The organism is Ramlibacter lithotrophicus (assembly GCF_012184415.1).
GTDB classification, from domain to species: domain Bacteria; phylum Pseudomonadota; class Gammaproteobacteria; order Burkholderiales; family Burkholderiaceae_C; genus Ramlibacter; species Ramlibacter lithotrophicus.
Window position 1 is genome coordinate 33874 of sequence record NZ_VTOX01000006.1, and the last position, 15279, is coordinate 49152.

Annotated in this window: 22 protein-coding genes; 8 read left to right on the forward strand and 14 right to left on the reverse strand. The window is 71.2% G+C overall.

All coding sequences use genetic code 11. From position 1 onward, the window contains the following. Positions 1-21 precede the first annotated feature (21 nt). Complete coding sequence (locus RAMLITH_RS16255) at positions 22-261, forward strand: DUF6587 family protein (RefSeq protein ID WP_181017791.1); 240 nt, start codon at positions 22-24, stop codon at positions 259-261. A 7-nt stretch (positions 262-268) separates the two neighbouring features. On the opposite strand, the gene RAMLITH_RS16260 is transcribed toward RAMLITH_RS16255, so the two are convergent. Further along, the gene (locus RAMLITH_RS16260) at positions 269-427 is read right to left on the reverse strand and encodes a hypothetical protein (RefSeq protein ID WP_168108454.1); all 159 of its coding nucleotides are present in this window, start codon (positions 425-427) and stop codon (positions 269-271) included. A gap of 251 nt (positions 428-678) precedes the next feature. Here RAMLITH_RS16260 and RAMLITH_RS16265 point away from each other — a divergent pair, with 251 nt between their 5' ends. Next, positions 679-1041 carry a PA2779 family protein gene (locus RAMLITH_RS16265; protein ID WP_168108491.1) on the forward strand — a complete coding sequence of 121 codons (363 nt, stop codon included), beginning with the start codon at positions 679-681 and terminating at the stop codon, positions 1039-1041. A gap of 10 nt (positions 1042-1051) precedes the next feature. Further along, on the forward strand, positions 1052-2038 hold the full coding sequence (locus RAMLITH_RS16270) for a PA2778 family cysteine peptidase (RefSeq protein WP_168108492.1): 987 nt from the start codon (positions 1052-1054) through the stop codon (positions 2036-2038). Between the two features lie 66 nt (positions 2039-2104). Here the strand turns inward: RAMLITH_RS16270 and RAMLITH_RS25490 are convergent, their stop codons facing one another. Further along, the gene (locus tag RAMLITH_RS25490; protein WP_181017792.1) at positions 2105-2491 is read right to left on the reverse strand and encodes a hypothetical protein; all 387 of its coding nucleotides are present in this window, start codon (positions 2489-2491) and stop codon (positions 2105-2107) included. A gap of 500 nt (positions 2492-2991) precedes the next feature. After that, entirely contained in the window at positions 2992-3789 is a 798-nt protein-coding gene (locus RAMLITH_RS16280; RefSeq protein WP_238344234.1) for a hypothetical protein, read from the reverse strand. A 95-nt stretch (positions 3790-3884) separates the two neighbouring features. Here RAMLITH_RS16280 and RAMLITH_RS16285 point away from each other — a divergent pair, with 95 nt between their 5' ends. Next, entirely contained in the window at positions 3885-4229 is a 345-nt protein-coding gene (locus RAMLITH_RS16285) for a hypothetical protein (protein ID WP_168108493.1), read from the forward strand. Between the two features lie 123 nt (positions 4230-4352). Here the strand turns inward: RAMLITH_RS16285 and RAMLITH_RS16290 are convergent, their stop codons facing one another. From RAMLITH_RS16290 to RAMLITH_RS16310, 5 genes are all read right to left on the reverse strand, one after another. After that, entirely contained in the window at positions 4353-4532 is a 180-nt protein-coding gene (locus RAMLITH_RS16290; RefSeq protein ID WP_168108494.1) for a hypothetical protein, read from the reverse strand. A 95-nt stretch (positions 4533-4627) separates the two neighbouring features. Beyond that, positions 4628-4879 carry a hypothetical protein gene (locus tag RAMLITH_RS16295; RefSeq protein WP_168108495.1) on the reverse strand — a complete coding sequence of 84 codons (252 nt, stop codon included), beginning with the start codon at positions 4877-4879 and terminating at the stop codon, positions 4628-4630. Positions 4880-4949: 70 nt separating this feature from the next. Continuing rightward, entirely contained in the window at positions 4950-6098 is a 1149-nt protein-coding gene (locus RAMLITH_RS16300; RefSeq protein WP_168108496.1) for a methyltransferase, read from the reverse strand. Beyond that, positions 6095-7012: a DUF808 domain-containing protein gene (locus RAMLITH_RS16305; protein ID WP_168108497.1), complete on the reverse strand. Its 918-nt coding sequence runs from the start codon at positions 7010-7012 to the stop codon at positions 6095-6097. Before RAMLITH_RS16305 ends, RAMLITH_RS16300 begins: the two co-directional genes overlap by 4 nt. Positions 7013-7022: 10 nt before the next feature. Next, positions 7023-7538: a GNAT family N-acetyltransferase gene (locus RAMLITH_RS16310; RefSeq protein WP_168108498.1), complete on the reverse strand. Its 516-nt coding sequence runs from the start codon at positions 7536-7538 to the stop codon at positions 7023-7025. Positions 7539-7575: 37 nt separating this feature from the next. Between RAMLITH_RS16310 and RAMLITH_RS16315 the strand changes: the two genes are divergently transcribed. After that, entirely contained in the window at positions 7576-7929 is a 354-nt protein-coding gene (locus tag RAMLITH_RS16315) for a 2Fe-2S iron-sulfur cluster-binding protein (protein ID WP_168108499.1), read from the forward strand. Here RAMLITH_RS16315 and RAMLITH_RS16320 read toward each other — a convergent pair. After that, positions 7923-8105 carry a hypothetical protein gene (locus tag RAMLITH_RS16320; RefSeq protein WP_168108500.1) on the reverse strand — a complete coding sequence of 61 codons (183 nt, stop codon included), beginning with the start codon at positions 8103-8105 and terminating at the stop codon, positions 7923-7925. The two genes, RAMLITH_RS16315 and RAMLITH_RS16320, sit on opposite strands and share 7 nt — an antisense overlap. A 106-nt stretch (positions 8106-8211) precedes the next feature. Here RAMLITH_RS16320 and RAMLITH_RS16325 point away from each other — a divergent pair, with 106 nt between their 5' ends. From RAMLITH_RS16325 to RAMLITH_RS16335, 3 genes are read left to right on the forward strand one after another with little or no spacing between them, the layout of a single operon-like run. Further along, positions 8212-8919, forward strand: coding sequence for a c-type cytochrome (locus tag RAMLITH_RS16325; RefSeq protein ID WP_168108501.1), 708 nt, complete (start codon positions 8212-8214; stop codon positions 8917-8919). Continuing rightward, entirely contained in the window at positions 8916-10184 is a 1269-nt protein-coding gene (locus RAMLITH_RS16330) for a c-type cytochrome (RefSeq protein WP_168108502.1), read from the forward strand. The genes RAMLITH_RS16325 and RAMLITH_RS16330 overlap by 4 nt, the downstream gene beginning before the upstream one ends. Positions 10185-10233: 49 nt before the next feature. After that, entirely contained in the window at positions 10234-10710 is a 477-nt protein-coding gene (locus RAMLITH_RS16335) for a protein-tyrosine phosphatase family protein (protein ID WP_168108503.1), read from the forward strand. Here the strand turns inward: RAMLITH_RS16335 and folK are convergent, their stop codons facing one another. The 5 genes from folK to RAMLITH_RS16360 are packed head-to-tail and all read right to left on the reverse strand — an operon-like array spanning position 10711 to position 15187. After that, positions 10711-11181, reverse strand: a complete 471-nt coding sequence (gene folK / locus RAMLITH_RS16340; RefSeq protein ID WP_168108504.1) for a 2-amino-4-hydroxy-6-hydroxymethyldihydropteridine diphosphokinase — start codon at positions 11179-11181, stop codon at positions 10711-10713. A gap of 4 nt (positions 11182-11185) precedes the next feature. Next, positions 11186-12757, reverse strand: a complete 1572-nt coding sequence (gene pcnB / locus RAMLITH_RS16345; protein WP_168108505.1) for a polynucleotide adenylyltransferase PcnB — start codon at positions 12755-12757, stop codon at positions 11186-11188. Then, a complete protein-coding gene (locus RAMLITH_RS16350) occupies positions 12754-13440 on the reverse strand; it encodes a histidinol-phosphatase (RefSeq protein WP_168108506.1) in 687 nt (228 codons plus the stop codon). Before RAMLITH_RS16350 ends, pcnB begins: the two co-directional genes overlap by 4 nt. Then, positions 13437-14111 carry a DnaA regulatory inactivator Hda gene (hda, locus tag RAMLITH_RS16355; RefSeq protein WP_168108726.1) on the reverse strand — a complete coding sequence of 225 codons (675 nt, stop codon included), beginning with the start codon at positions 14109-14111 and terminating at the stop codon, positions 13437-13439. The genes RAMLITH_RS16350 and hda overlap by 4 nt, the downstream gene beginning before the upstream one ends. A 5-nt stretch (positions 14112-14116) precedes the next feature. After that, the gene (locus RAMLITH_RS16360; RefSeq protein ID WP_168108507.1) at positions 14117-15187 is read right to left on the reverse strand and encodes an AI-2E family transporter; all 1071 of its coding nucleotides are present in this window, start codon (positions 15185-15187) and stop codon (positions 14117-14119) included. Positions 15188-15279: the final 92 nt, after the last annotated feature.

Here is a 15279-nt window from a genome sequence, read left to right on the forward strand (position 1 = left end):
ACGATACCCCTGGAACTCACCATGACCCAGTTGCTGATCGCCGCCTTCATCGTCGCTGCCGCGCTGGCCTACAGCGCCTGGGTGCTGATGCCGGCTTCCTGGCGCCGCGCCGGCGCGGCCCGGCTCGCCCGGCGCGCCTCTCGTGCCGGGCTGGCGCAGGAACACGCACGTGCCATCCAGGCCAGGCTGGAGCGCGCCGGCGGCTGCAGCGAATGTGCCAGCTGCAAGGGCTGCCCGAGTTCGCCGCCGCCGGCGCGCTGAGACGCGCTCAGTTGCTGTCCAGGGCCCGGGAGCGCTCGACCGGCCCGTGGTAGCCGAGCAGCGCGGCGACGCTCGCGCCGGACGGGTTGCCGCCGGCGTTGGGAGACAGTCCGCTGCACGCGGACATCATGGCGACCACGCTTGCGATGGCCAGCAGCTTGTTCATGAGGTGGGCTCCGTTGCTCGAGCAGGCATTTGGCGACACCCTCGGCAGGCGCGGTGTAGGACCTGTTCCAGCCCAACCGTCGGCGCCGCGCGCTGCCCTTTTTTGTGCCAGTGTGTGAGGCATCGTCGCCCCGGCGGCGCAACGCGGACAGGTGGCACACACAAAGGAGGGCGGCACGCGTATATTGGCCCGGCGCCGCGGCGGGGTCGCCGGCCGGCGCCCGTCCGTAACCCTCCCTCAAGGAGCTGAACATGAGAACCACGATGAAGAAGATGACTTGCCGCGCCCTGGTCGTTTCGTTGCTGGCGTTTTCGTTCCAGACCGCGAGCGCGGGCATGATCGGCGCGGACCAGGCGCTGTCCGGCACGGCCAGCGCCGACCGCGGCATGGTACTCACAGTGCTCGGCCGCGCCGAGACCGCGGCGCAGTTGCAGTCGCAGGGCATAGACCCCGAACTGGCGCGCGCGCGTGTCGCCGCCATGACCGACCAGGAGGTGCAGAGCCTCGCCCGCGACATGCAGACGGCACCTGCCGGTGCGGGGCTGGACACCGGCGGCTGGCTCACCCTGATCCTGGTGGCTGGCCTGGTCTGGTACTTCGCCTTCCGCAAGTGACACGCGCCGCATGAGCGGGCGCGCGATCGCGCGCAGCACGGCGCGCCTGGCCGGCGCGCTGCTGCTGGCCCTGGCCGCCGGGTGCGCGCAACTGGTGCCGCAGACGATCGCGCTGCGCACCGACTGGCCCGCGGGCGTGCCGCAGAGCGTCGAGCTCACTGGCGTTCCCTTCTTTCCGCAGGACGAATACCAGTGCGGCCCGGCCGCCCTCGCGACGGTGCTCGTCCACAGCGGCGTCGCGATCGCGCCCGAGCCGCTGGTGCGCGAGGTGTACCTGCCTTCGCGCCACGGCAGCCTGCAGGCCGAAATGGTGGCCACCCCGCGCCGCCACGCCCGCATCTCGTATCCGCTGGCGCCCCGCTACGGCGACCTGTTGCGAGAGGTGGCGTCCGGCAATCCGGTCGTGGTGCTGCAGGAGATCGGCTACCTGCCGCTCGTGCCCAAATGGCATTACGCCGTCGTCAACGGCTTCGACTATCCGTCAGGCACGGTGTGGCTGCGCTCCGGCACCGAGCGCCGGCAGGCGATGCCGTTCACGGCCTTCGAGCGCACCTGGATGAAGAGCGGGTACTGGGCGATGGTGGTCACGGCGCCCGACCGGATCCCCGTCACGGCAACCGAACAGGGGTGGCTGGCGGCCGTGCTCGCGTTTGCCCGCAGCGAGCAAGGCGAGCCGCTCACGCGCGCCTATGCCGCGACCCTCAAGCGCTGGCCGGACAGCCTGCCGGCCGCGGTGGGCCTGGCCAACCAGCACCATGCGCGCGGCGCCATTGCCGAGAGCGTCGCGGTCCTGCGCGCCGCCAGACGCAAGCACCCCCAATCGGCCGTGGTGGCCAACAATCTCGCACAGGCGCTGTCCGACCTGGGGCGCCAGCAGGAAGCACTGGCGCTGATCGACCAGGTCGCCGACCCGGCCCATCCCTTCGCCGCCGAAGTGCGGGCCACCCGCGAGCTGATCCTGCAGCGCATCGGGCGGCAGAAGTCGGGCAACCGCTGATCGCCGCGAGCAAAAGCAAAAGGCCGGGGGCACGCTGCCACCGGCCTTTCTCATTCCTGCGTCCGCTTAGTTGCGGTCGGCGCGCGCGACGCGCGTCGGCTCGGGTTCGGCCGGTGCCGCGCCCATGGTCGACGTCGCCGGTTCCGGAGCCGGCGCGGCGGCGACCGGCTCGGGCGCGGGCGCCGGAGCGGCGGCAACCGGTTCGGGCGCGGGCGCCGGAGCGGCCGCCACGGGCTCGGGCTCCTTCGTCAGCGTGGCCGTGCGGGTTTCGCCCATCCAGGTCAGCACGCCGGTCTCGCCCATCGGCGTGACGTGGGTGCTTTGCTGGCCGGCGCCGATGGCGTGGTTGGGAATCAGCGGGTTGGGCGGCTGGCCCTGTGCGATGGCGACGCCCAGAACGGCGACCGTGGACACACCGGCTGCAACGCCTGCGATTTTCGTGAACAGACTCATGACGAACGCTCCTTGAAATTGGACTGAGTTGAGAGGCCGGCCTTTTCCTGGCCAGCTGGATGCAAGCCTAGTGCTCGGCCAGCCGCGAAGCGTCAGGTCCAGCCGCCATTGCATGTCGGACGACGGCGGCGCGCCGTGCCGCCCTTGACCGACGCCAGCCCCGGAAGGAGCCACCTTCCCATGGATGAGGCATGCGGCCGCGGGGCGGCGCGCGCTGGCCCGCGCTGCCGGAATGTGCCTACACCGCCTCGAGCGGCCGACTTGCGCGCCGCTGCCACGTGATCGAAGGACACTGGCAGCGCCGGCCGGGCTCCGCGCTACAACGACAGGGATCGAGCTTCCGCACCCCGTGCGAAACGCAAGGCCATTGTCCAGCGGCCCGGCTGCACTTTTTCCGGCGGGCTGCCGCGGCACCGGCGGCAGCCGCACCACCACAAGGTAGAACCGCACCGGCATGACGACCCAGCCCCACGAGGCCCGGTTGTCCGCCGGCGCCGGCGTCAGGGTGCGCTCGCCTCGGCCTTGCTGTGCGCGACCTTCAGCGGCGCCGCGACGTCGTGGAAGGAAGCGAAGACTTCCTGCAGCGGGCGCGTTTCGGGCAGGACGTAGATGACGGCGCCGCTACCCTTCACCAGCGGCCGCAGGACGTCCTCGAAGAAGCCGGCGGGCAGGTTGATGCAGCCGTACGACATGCGGTTGTCGTCGTTGGAGGGCGAAGACAGGGCCTGCAGCCGCTCCGGGACCTTGATCACCCGATGCATGGATACCGCTGCGTCGTAGTCGACCCACACCACGTCCTCGCCGCGACTGCTGCTCATCCCCATTTCGGCGACGAAGCGGCCGGCCGGCGTCGTCCGCTCCTCGGGCAGCACCTGCGCGACCGGCTTGTCGCCGATGCCGGGCACCGTGTGGTCGCCACGCGCCGAACCGAGCAAGGCGGGGACCGCGGCCTGCAGCCGGCCGCGCGGATCGAACGCATAGACCTTCGCTTCCTTCTTGTCGACGATGACGAAGGCCATCCGGCGGTGATCGCCGGACTGCACCACCCAGTGGGCCATGCGGCGCACGTCTTGCGATGGCTTCGCGCCGGCGAAATCGGCCAGGCGCTTGCTGCGCACCGCCGGCACGGGGGCGGTCGGCGCGGGCCGCACCGCCGCCTGCGGGGCCTTGGCAGGCGGGCTCACCGTAAGCACAGGCGGCAACACCACCGTGAGAACGGCAGCCCCGATGAGGAGGCCCTTGCGCAAGGCGTCGGCGAATTCGGACCGTGGTGCTGCAGTGTGGTGCGGTCGGTTCATCGATCAGGCTTGCGAAAAGGCCCATCGGGCGCGCGGCCCGATGGACAGGAGCAGGTCCGGTTCAGTTCCGGTCAGCGCGCGTGCGGCCGGAGTCCATGCCGCCGCCGGTCGTCGTGTTGCTGCTGGAGCCCATGCTGGTGGAACCCGAGGTGCTGGTGTCGGTCGAGCCGGTGCCGCTGGCGCCCATCGTGCTGCTGCCCGATCCGGTGGTGCCGCTCGCGCCCATCGTGCTGCCGCTCGAGCCGGTGGTGCCGCTCGCGCCCGTCGTGCTGCTGGTGCTGCTGGTGTCGTTGGGGTTGGTCGTGGCGCTGGTCGAGCCGGAACCCGCCGTGCCCGAGGAACCAGAGGTCTGCGCGACGGCGATGCCGCCCAGTGCCATGGCGGCGGCCGCGGCCAGCGCGGTCAGCGTCTGCTTGGTGGTGATCATCTTTACTCCTTGAATGAGAACCCCGAAGGGCGTGCTTGGAAGAAGCCGGCCTCCCAGCCGACTGCCACGCAGATTAGGGGGCGCCCCAGCCGTCGGAAGTGGGCCATTCCAGACCCCGTCTGTAGGACACTTGCTGTCACGATTCGATAACGAGCCCGGCAGCAGCGCCGGCAGAGGCGGCCTCGTCGGCGCCCCAGGACTCGATCTGCAGCGCCGGATTCGCGCATTCCCAGCCGAGCGGGACATCCTCGTCCTCGGCGCTGCGAAGGAACACGGTCGCGGCGGCGGCCGGAATCGGTGCGGGAACGTTGTCCATGGGGCCCTCCCAGGCAGTCGTGGCAGGCATCCATGGTGACCTGCAGAGCTTGCGCGGTCGCTTCCGCGGCAGCGCGAGACAGCGTCGGACGATGCCTACTTCGGGGCGGTCTCGGTCTTCGAAACACCACGGACGTTGAGCCCGGCGAGCGCCACCTGCAACGCGATCAGCGCGTACGCACCATCGTGCCAGCCCCACAGCCCCCACAGCACATTGCTTGCGAGAAACACCCAGAACCCGGCGTTGCGCCGGCCCTGTTGATTGGAGGCCACCAGCCATGCGGCCAGCACGGTGGCGACCATCGCGGGCCATTGGAGCAGGTCCAGCCATTCCGGAGAGAAATCCATGCGCCACCGTACCGTGCATCGCCGGCGGCGCACGGCGGAACGCACCGGCCCGCGATGTAGGACCGCGCGCTCAGCGAACCGCGAGCCGCCAGAGGGAGGTGCGCTCCCTCGCCCGCGCTGCGTGCAGCGGATCGGCGGGATCGGTGCTCTTCGGATGGCGCGGCTGCACCTGGGTGCGCGCCAGCACGCGCAGGCCGGCGGCCTCGATCCAGCCGGCGAGTTCGCCTGGCGCGCGCAGGCCGAGGTGCTCGGCCAGGTCGGACATGACCAGCCAGCCTTCGCCGCCGGGCAGCAGGTGGTCGGCCAGTCCCGCGAGGAAACTCCGCAGCATCCGGCTGTCTTCGTCGTAGACCGCGCGCTCGACCGGGGCGCTGGCACGCGCCGGCAGCCATGGTGGGTTGCACACGACCAGCGGGGCGCGACCGTCCGGGAACAGATCCGCCGCCACCACCTCCACCTGCGACTGCAGGCCAAGGCGCGACACGCTCTCGCGGGCGCAGGCCAGGGCGCGCGGGTCGAGGTCGGTGGCGACCACGCGCCGCACGCCGCGCCGCGCGAGGATCGCCGCCAGCACGCCGGTGCCGGTGCCGACGTCGAACGCGAGGTCCGTCGCCGGCAGCGGCGCCGCGGCGACCAGTTCCAGGTACTCGCCGCGCACCGGCGAGAAGACCCCGTAGTGGGGATGGATGCGGTTGTCCGGCGGCGGACCGAGCGCCGGAATGGCCACGCCCTTCTTGCGCCACTCGTGCGCCCCGACCAGGCCCAGCAGCTCGCGCAGCGCCGCCACCGAAGGCTCGCCGTCCGGCGGGCCCCAGGCCTCGCGGCAGGCGTGGCGCAGGTCCGGCGCCCGCGGCAGCGCGATCCCGTAATCGCCATCCAGTTCGATCAGCACCTTGCCCAGGATGCCGGCACGCTGACCTTGCGCCTGCCGGTGCTGGTGGAACGCTGCCAGCGGGGACGTGGCCGGCGCGCGCGCGCCGGGCCGCGCGGCGCGCTGGTCGATGCGGCGGCCGATCGCCTGCAGCAGCTGGCGCGCGTTGTGGAAGTCGCTGCGCCACAGCATGGCCGTGCCTTCGCTGGCCAGGCGCACGGCCTGCGCCGCGGACAAGGTGTCGTCGACTGGCTGCACGCGCGCCGGCGGCGGCAGGCCCGCTTCCGAGCGCCAGCGGGCACGATGCGCGGCGCCGCCTTCGGTCCACTCGAGGACCGGCGGGTTCACGCGGCGGCCTTGCGTCCCGCCAGCCGCTGTCCCAGCGTGACGACCCCGAGCACGATCGCGCCGGCCACGACGCCCGCCAGGCCGTTCATGACGGACGACACCAGCAGGCCGACGCCGGCGGCCATGTCGTGCGCCAGCGCTTCGATCGCGTGGGCGAGCGCCGGAAAACCGTGCACCAGGATGCCGCCTCCCACCAGGAACATGGCGGCGGTGCCGGCGATCGACAGCGCCTTCATCAGCCAGGGCGCGAGGCGCAGGATGCCGCCGCCGACCGCGCGCGCGGCAGCGGACGTCCTTCGGCTCAGGTACAGGCCCAGGTCATCCAGCTTCACGATGCCGGCCACCAGGCCATAGACGCCCACCGTCATCAGCAGGGCGATCGCGGTGAGCACCGCCACCTGCACCATGAACTCGCTCTGCGCCACCGTGCCGAGCGTGATCGCGATGATCTCCGCGGAGAGGATGAAGTCGGTGCGCACGGCGCCCTTGATCTTGTCCTTTTCGACCGCGCGCAGGTCGACCTGCGGGTCCACCACCGCCCGCGTCAGCTCCTCGTGGTGCGCTTCGTCCTCCGCGCGGCTGTGCAGGAACCTGTGCGCCAGCTTCTCGAAACCCTCGTAGCAGAGGAACGCCCCGCCGACCATCAGCAGCGGCGTCACCGCCCATGGCGCGAACGCGCTGATCGCCAGCGCCGCGGGCACCAGGATCGCCTTGTTCACGAACGAGCCGCGCGCGACCGCCCACACCACCGGCAGCTCGCGCTCCGCGTTCAGCCCCACCATCTGGTTGGCGTTGAGCGCGAGGTCGTCGCCGAGCACGCCGGCCGTCTTCTTGGCGGCCACCTTCGAGAGGATGGACACGTCGTCGAGAATGGTCGCGATGTCGTCCAGCAGTGCCAGCAGGCTCGATGCCATCAGGTCCCCTTCAGTTCAATGGGCGCCGCAGGCGGATCTCTTCGAGCTTGACGCCGCCGACAGGGGCGGTCTTGGCGGTGTTCAGCTCGCGCTTGAAGCCGGCGTGCTCCGCGAAGCGCAGGGCGCGTTCGTTGACGAGCGGAATCCACATCGTCACCTCGGTGCAACCTTCCTCCATCAGCCCCTCGCGGGCGGCATCCCACAGCGCCAGCCCGGCCCCCTTGCCCCAGGACCCGGGCTCGACGTACAGCGCCCAGATCTCGCCGGTGGTCGGCTTGGACTTCGGGTCGCGCGAGCGGTCGTAGCCGACGAAGCCGACCACCTGCCCGCCGGCCGCGGCCACCTGCAAGAGCGGCTCGCCGTATTCGATCGCATCGCGCCAGAAGGCGCGGCGCTGCTCGATCGGCGGCACCTTGGGCTGGTCCTGCACGAGGCCCTCGTAGGCGGCGTGGGAAGACGCCGCGTGGACGTCGGTGATGCGGGTTGCGTCGGCGGCCTGCGCGGGCCGCACCTGGTAGCTGGTCATGGGCAGTTTCGTTCCTTCGGCCTGATTATGATGGGCCATGAGCCACGAAGAGCGCGACGCGCCGGCCGCAGCGCGCGAGTCCGCCGCAGTTTTCAAGGTGCAGTTCGAGGACGGCGGCGACGCTTTCACGGTCGGGCCCGACGAGGCGCTGCTGCACGCCGCGGCGCGTGCCGGCATCGAGCTGCCCAGTTCCTGTCGCAACGGCACCTGCCGCACCTGCATGTGCCAGCTGGTGAGCGGCGAGGTCGGCTACAAGATCCGCTGGCCGGGCCTGCTGCCGGAGGAAAAGGCCGCGGGCTGGATCCTGCCGTGCATCGCCCATGCGCAGTCCGACCTCGTGCTGCGGCGCGACCGGCCGCGCATCGACTGGCGGCATCAGCGCGATCAGTAATTGCCGGTCGTGTAGGGGCTGCGCTTGACGTAGCGCTGCTCCCCGTCGGGCTTGTGGTCGGCGCTGGGATCGGGTTCGTGCTCGACCTCGTTGGTCCCCCGGTCCTCGTTGCCGGGCGGCGACTGGCGCTGCTGCTCGTCGGCGGCCTCGGGCGGTTGCGGCTTCGGGGTGGTCATCGTCGCTCTCCAGGTTGGTGGCTCGGCTCCAAATCTAGCGGCGAGGCCGCGGAGGCCATGTAGGACTGGCCCGCGGGCGCCCGTGCGATGGCATAGTCAGCGCGTCGTGAAACACCTGCTTTGCCTCGCGCTGGCGCTGGCCGCGCCCGCCGCCCTCGCCACCCCCGCCTTCGAGGACACCATGGCCCAGCGGATGCTTGCCTGCAGCGCCTGCCATGGGAAGGAAGGGCGCGCCGGGCCCGACGGCTATTACCCGCGCATCGCCGGCAAACCGGCGGGCTACCTCTACAACCAGTTGCTGAACTTCCGCGATGGCCGGCGGCACTACGGACTGATGGCGCGCCTGCTCGATCCGCTCTCGGACGATTACCTGCTGGAGATCGCGCGTCACTTCGCCTCCCTCGACCTGCCGTACCCGCCGCCACGGCCGGCGAATGCGCCGGCCGCACTGCTGCACCGCGGCGAAGCGGTGGTGCGGCGCGGCGATGCGGCGGCCGGGCTGCCGCCTTGCACCGAATGCCACGGCGAGCGCCTGACCGGCGTCGCGCCGAATGTCCCCGGCCTCCTGGGACTTCCGCGCGACTACCTCAACGCCCAGCTGGGCGCCTGGCGCACCGCGCAGCGGCAGGCGCATGCCCCCGACTGCATGGCGCAGATCGCGCGGCGACTGCCGGCCGCGGACCTCACGGCGGCGACGGCCTGGCTGGCCGCCCAGCCGGTGCCGGCCGACGCCAGGCCCGCGGCTTCCCTGCCGCGCCCGCCCTCCATCGCCTGCGGCAGTGCAGTGCTGCCGGCGGGAAGGCCGCGACGATGACACGCCGGTCCATCGCATTTGCGGCGGTGCTGCTCGCGGCGCTGGCGGCCCTCGCCTGGTGGGCGTGGCCGGATCGCGTCGCCGACAACGGGGCCGCCGCCGGGCGGCCTGCGACGGCCGAATCCGTCGCGCGCGGCGCCTACCTCGTGCGGGTCGGCAACTGCACGGCCTGCCACACGGAGCGCGGCGGCGTCCCGTTCGCCGGCGGGCGGCCGATCGAAACGCCCTTCGGCACCGTGTACTCGACCAATCTGACGCCCCACCCCGAAGCGGGCCTGGGCGCGTGGTCGCGCGAGGACTTCTGGCAGGCGTTGCACGACGGCCGCTCGCGCGACGGCCGCTTGCTGACGCCCGCGTTTCCATATCCCAATTACACGGTGGTGGCACGCGCCGATGCCGACGCGATGTACGACTACCTGCGCAGCCTCCCGGCCGCCGGCGAGCCGAACCGGCCGCACCGCCTGCGCTGGCCATATCGCACGCAGGCGGCGCTCGCGCTGTGGCGGGCCCTGTATTTCGAGCGCGCACCGCGGCTGGAGCAGGCGCCGGCAGCGGGGCGCGAACGTGGCGCCTACCTGGTGCAGGGGCTGGGCCACTGCAGCGCCTGCCATGGCCCGCGCAACGCGCTGGGCGCAGGCAGCAACCTGATGGACCTGTCGGGCGGCCTGATCCCGATGCAGAACTGGTACGCGCCGTCGCTCACGTCGCCGGCCGAGGCCGGCGTCGCCAACTGGCCGCTGGCGGAAATCGAACGCCTGCTCGCCACCGGGGTTTCGGCTTCCGGCACGGTGCTCGGGCCGATGGCCGAAGTGGTCCTGCACAGCACCCAGCACCTGGCGCGGTCCGACCTGCGGGCCATGGCGATGTTCCTGCAGTCGCTGCCGCAGGCGGCGGCCCCGGCTGTCCAGCCGGCCGTGCCGACGCCACGCGAGATGGCCGAGCGTGGCTCGAAACTGTACGAACGGCATTGCGCCGCCTGCCACGGGGCGCGCGGCGAAGGCGTGCCCGGCGCGTACCCCGCCCTCGCCGGCAACCGCGCGGTGACCCTCCCCGTGACGGCCAACCTGGTGCAGGTCGTCCTGCACGGTGGCTTTGCCCCGGCCACGGCGGGGAACCCGCGGCCATTCGGCATGCCGCCGTTCGCGACCCTGCTCGGCGACCGTGACGTGGCGGCGGTGCTCACCCACGTGCGCACGTCGTGGGGCAACCGGGCAGCGCCCGTGGCCGAAGTGGACGTCGTCCGCCAGCGGGGCACCACCTACTGACGGATCAGCTTGCACTGGGCACAATGGAACACGGAAGACGAGAAGTGCCATGGAACTGCGCCCAGTGGACCTGCCTGCCAGCGTGAAGGGCACGCTGCTGCTCGGCGGCATGCCGGCGCGCTTCGAGCCCTGGAGCGCCTTCGAGGTGCGGGCACGGGCCGCCTCGCTGGGCCTGGTCGTATGCCTCACGCCGCGCATCGAGGTCGAGGAGCTGTCGCCCGCCTATCATGCCGCCGTCGCGCAGGGCACGCTGCCGTTCCGCTGGCTGAACGTGCCCATGCGCAATTTCGGCCTCCCCGAGGACGCCGCGGCCTTCCGCGACGGCGTCCACCAGGTGGCGCAGGCACTGCGCGCCGGCGACGCCGTGATGCTGCATTGCGCCGCCGGCCTGGGCCGCACCGGAACCACCGCCGCCTGCGTGCTCAAGGCCCTGGGCCTGGGCGCCGAGGAGGCAATGCACCGGGTGCGCGAAGCCGGCTCGAATCCGCAGAACGCCCAGCAGTCGGGCCTGGTCACCTGGTTCTGATCAGGCCACCCGCTCGATCCGCTGGCCAGCCACGGCCTCCAGTTGCGCGGGCGTCACCAGCGCCGGCGCGATGTCGGCCAGCGGCACGAGGACGAAGGCACGCTCGTTCATGCGCGGATGCGGCACCGTGAGGCGCTCGCTGGCCAGGCGCGCCGACCCGAACAGCAGCAGGTCGAGGTCCAGCGTGCGCGGTGCGTTGCGGTAGGGCCGCTCGCGGCCCGCCCGCGCCTCGATGGCCTGCAGCTGCGCCAGCAGTTCGGGTGCGCCGAGCCGGGTGGCGATCTCCGCCACCGCGTTGATGTAGTCGGGGCCGCTCGCTTCCAGCGGCGCCGTGCGGTACAGCGGCGAACTGCGCACCAGCTGCGTGTCCGGCAAGGCGCGCAAGGCTTCGATGCCCTGGCGCACCGCCTGCACCGCGTCGCCGAGGTTGGCGCCGAGGGCCACGTAAGCGGTGACCGGCTCCCGCCGCACGGCCTCAGCTCTCGTCGCTGGGGGCGCTCGGTTCGCCCGCGGCGGCGCCACCCGCGCCGGTCGGCTTGCGGCGGCGGCGCCGGCGCTTGCGCGGAACGTCGGCGCCGGCTTCGGCGCCCTCGGGCGACGGCTCCGCGCCCTCGCCTTCCGCAGGCGGCATCGGCTCGCCGGCGGGCGGTGCCGGCGGCCGCGGTGGACGGACGCGGCGCTGCCCGCGGTGCTGCTCCTGGCGCAGTTGCGCGACGAGGTCCTCGCGCAGCTCGTCGCTGGCCTGGCTGAACTCCTGCCACCAGTCGGCCAGCACCACGTCGACCTCGCCGGTTTCGGCGCGCAGCCGCATGAAGTCGAACGCCGCCCGGAAGCGCGGCTGCTCGACCAGGCTGAACGGCGTCTGGCCGACGCGTTTCTCGAAGCGAGGCTGCATCATCCAGATCTCGCGCATGTCCGCGCCCAGCTTGCCGCGGCCGGACACGTCGCCGATGCGGGCGTTGAAGACGTCGTCGATCGCGTCCTGCAGCGCCGGGAACGGATGCTGCTTGCGCTCCAGGCGCTGCGCCCAGCCGTCGCGAACGTCGGACCACAGCACGCAGGCGAGCAGGAAGCTGGCCGCCACCGGCTTTTCCTCGCTGACCCGGCGATCGGTGTCCTGCAGCGCCGCCTTCACGAACGGCTGCTCGGCCCGCTCCACGACCAGGTCCAGCAAGGGGTAGATGCCCTTGGCCATGCCCAGCGCCTGGAGCTGCTCGATGGTCGCCAGCGAATGGCCGGTCTGCAGCAGCTTGAGCATCTCGTCGAACAGGCGGCTTTGCGGCACGTCGGCGAGCAGTGCCCGGCACTCGAGCAGCGGTTTGGCCGTCTTCGGTTCGATCTTGAAGCCGAGGCCGCTGAGCTTGGCCACGAAGCGCACGGCGCGGATCAGGCGCACCGGATCCTCCCGGTAGCGCGTGAGGGGGTCGCCGATCATGCGGATGACGCGCTTCTTCGCATCCTTGATGCCGCCGTGGTAGTCGACCACCGTCTGCGTCTCGGGGTCGTAGTACATGGCATTGATCGTGAAGTCACGCCGTGTCGCGTCCTCCTCCTGCGGTCCCCACACGTTGTCGCGCAGCACGCGGCCGCTCGAATCGACCGCGTGCTTGAGGCCGGCCAGTTCGTTCTTGCTGGTCTTCTCGTTGCCGGCCACCGCTTCGGCGGCCGCGTTGTCCATGTAGGCGCGGAAGGTGGAGACCTCGATCACCTCGTGCTCGCGCCCGCGCCCGAACACCACGTGGACGATGCGGAAGCGCCGCCCGATGATGAAGGCGCGCCGGAACAGCGCCTTCACCTGCTCCGGCGTCGCGCTGGTGGCGACGTCGAAGTCCTTGGGCCGCAACCCGACCAGCAGGTCGCGCACGGCGCCGCCGACGATGTACGCCTCGTGCCCGGCTTCCTTGAGCGTGTGCACCACGTTGGCGGCGCGTTCGTCCACCAGCGAGGGATCGATGCCGTGCTCCTGGGGCCCCACCTCCTGGCGCTTGCCGAAACTGGGACGCGCGGGTCCGTTGCCGAACAGATTGGCGATGAATTTCTTGATCATGTGTGCGTGAAGAGGTCCAGGATACGCCAGCCGCGCTGGGTGGCGATGGCGCGCAGCCGCGCCTCGGCGTTGGTGGCCACCGGATGGTCGACCCGCTCGAGGAGCGGCAGGTCGTTCATGGAGTCGGAATAGAAGACGGTCTCTACGCCGTGCCAGTCCAGCCCGCGTTCGACCAGCCACCTGGCGACGCGGGTGATCTTGCCTTCGCGCAGCGAGGGAACGCCGAGGATCTCTCCGGTGATCCAGCCGTCGGCCCCGCGCTCGAGTTCGACGGCGATCAGTTCCTCCACCCCGAAAGCGTCGGCGATCGGGCGAGTCACGAACTCGTTGGTGGCGGTGACGATCACCGTGAGGTCGCCGGCCTGCTGGTGGCCGCGCACCAGGTCCAGCGCCGCCGGACGGATCGCCGGCTCGATCACCGACTGCATGAACTGGCGGTGCGCGGCCTGGGCTTCGTGCGGGCTGCGCTGGCGCAACGCCTCGGTGGCGAAGCGCACGTAGTCGTGCACGTCCAGCGTGCCGGCCTTGTAGTGCTCGTAGAACTCGTCGTTGCGCTGCTTGAAGCGCACCGGGTCGGTCCAGCCCAGGACCTGGGTGAACTCGCCCCAGGCGTGGTCCGAATCGATCGGCAGCAATGTGTGGTCCAGGTCGAACAGCGCGATCCTGGGTTTCGTTCGGGTCACCGGTTCTCCAGCATCGATCTGATCAGCGGAATGGTGATGGCCCGCTTGGTCTGCAGCGCATAGCCATCCAGCTGGTCGAGCAGCTGCATCAGGCTGCCCAGGTCACGCGAGAAGCGCGTGAGCATGAAGTCCATCACCTCGTCGCCGAGGAAGATGCCGCGGTCGTCCGCCGCCTGCCGCAGCACGGCGCGGCGCTCGGGCTCGCTCAGCACCTGCAAGTGGAACACATGGCCCCAGCCCAGGCGCGTGCGCAGGTCCTCGCGCAGGCGCAGGTCGGCCGGCGGCAGCGCCCCGGCGGCCAGCACGCCGCGCTGCAGCGTCTGCGCGTTCACGAACCAGTTGAAGGCCGCATGCTGCTGCACCGCGCTGTAGCGATCGACGTCGTCCATCAGCACGACCGCCCACGACTCGTCGAACTCGGGCGGCTCGTGCAGCGACGGGTCGAGCCATCCGGCCGCGGCGCCCTGCTCGCGCAGCGCCTGCGCCACGGCTTCCAGCAGGTGCGTCTTGCCGCTGCCGCTGCCGCCCCACAGGTAGGTCGGCACCGGGGACCGCGTCGGGCTGCCGGCCCACAGGCGCAGGTGCGCCAGCGCGGCCTCGTTGGGGCCGGCGCAGAAGTTCGCCAGCGTCGCGCCGCGCGCGAGGCCGATGTCCAGCGCGATCTGCTTCATCATGCTCAGCTCTGGTACAGGTTGCTGCGGATATAGCCCGCGCGCAGCCGCCGGATGGCGACCAGCAGCACCGCGCTGGCGGGAAGCGCGACCAGCACGCCGACGAACCCGAAGAGCTGGGCGAAGGCGAGCAGTGCGAAGATCACGAGCAGCGGATGCAGCCCGATGCGCGTGCCCACGAGTTTCGGCGTGAGGTACAGGCCCTCGATGACCTGGCCGCTGCCGTAGACCACCGCCACCATCACCAGCGCCTTGGCGGAGGCGAACTGCAGGAGCCCCGCCAGCAGCGCCATGATCAGGCCGATGCCGAACCCTACGTAAGGCACGAACATCGCCAGCCCGGTGAACAGGCCGATCGGCAAGGCAAGGTCGAGGCCGAACAGCGCCAGGCCGGTGCTGTAGTACATGCCCATGGTGAGCATCACCAGCAGCTGCCCGCGCAGGTACTGGCCCAGTACCTGGTCGGCTTCCGCGGTGAACGAATCGAAGGCGGGACGCGCGCGGGGCGGGACCAGTTCCACGATCCGGGCCACGAAGGTCTCCCAGTCAAGCAACAGGTAGAACAGCGCGACCGGCACCAGCAGCGTATAGGCGACGACGATGATCGCCAGGCTGCCGCCCACCTTCAGCGACGAGAGCACGGACGCCACGGCGGCATCGTAGTTGTCGTTGAGGTACTCGAGCAGGCGCGTCTTGAGGCTGTCCAGGTCCAGCGGCACGTAGATGCCGTATTGCTCGAGCCAGGGCGTCAGGCTCGCGTTGAGTCGGTCGAACAGCACCGGGAGCTGCTCGCGCACCAGCGGAACCTCCTTGACCAGGATCGGCGCGATCAGCAGCACCAGCCCGATGAGGACGAGGATCAGGAGCAGTTCCACGACGATCACGGCCAGCAGTCGCGGCATGCGCCCGCGGCCCACTTCGTCCAGCCGGTCGACCAGCGGCGTCAGCGCGTACGCCAGCACCGCGGCGATGACGAACGGCGTCAGCACCGGCCCCAGCAGCCACAGCGCCAGGAATGCCAGGAAGCCGATCAGCAGCCAGGCCGAAACGCGCTTCTGGGAGGTGGTGAACTGCATCGACGATGGCTTGGGGTGGGGAGTTGCCGAGGCGGCCAGGAGCGGCGGCGCCGGCGGGTGCGAAAGCTAGAATCTCCCAAATTCTATCGGGC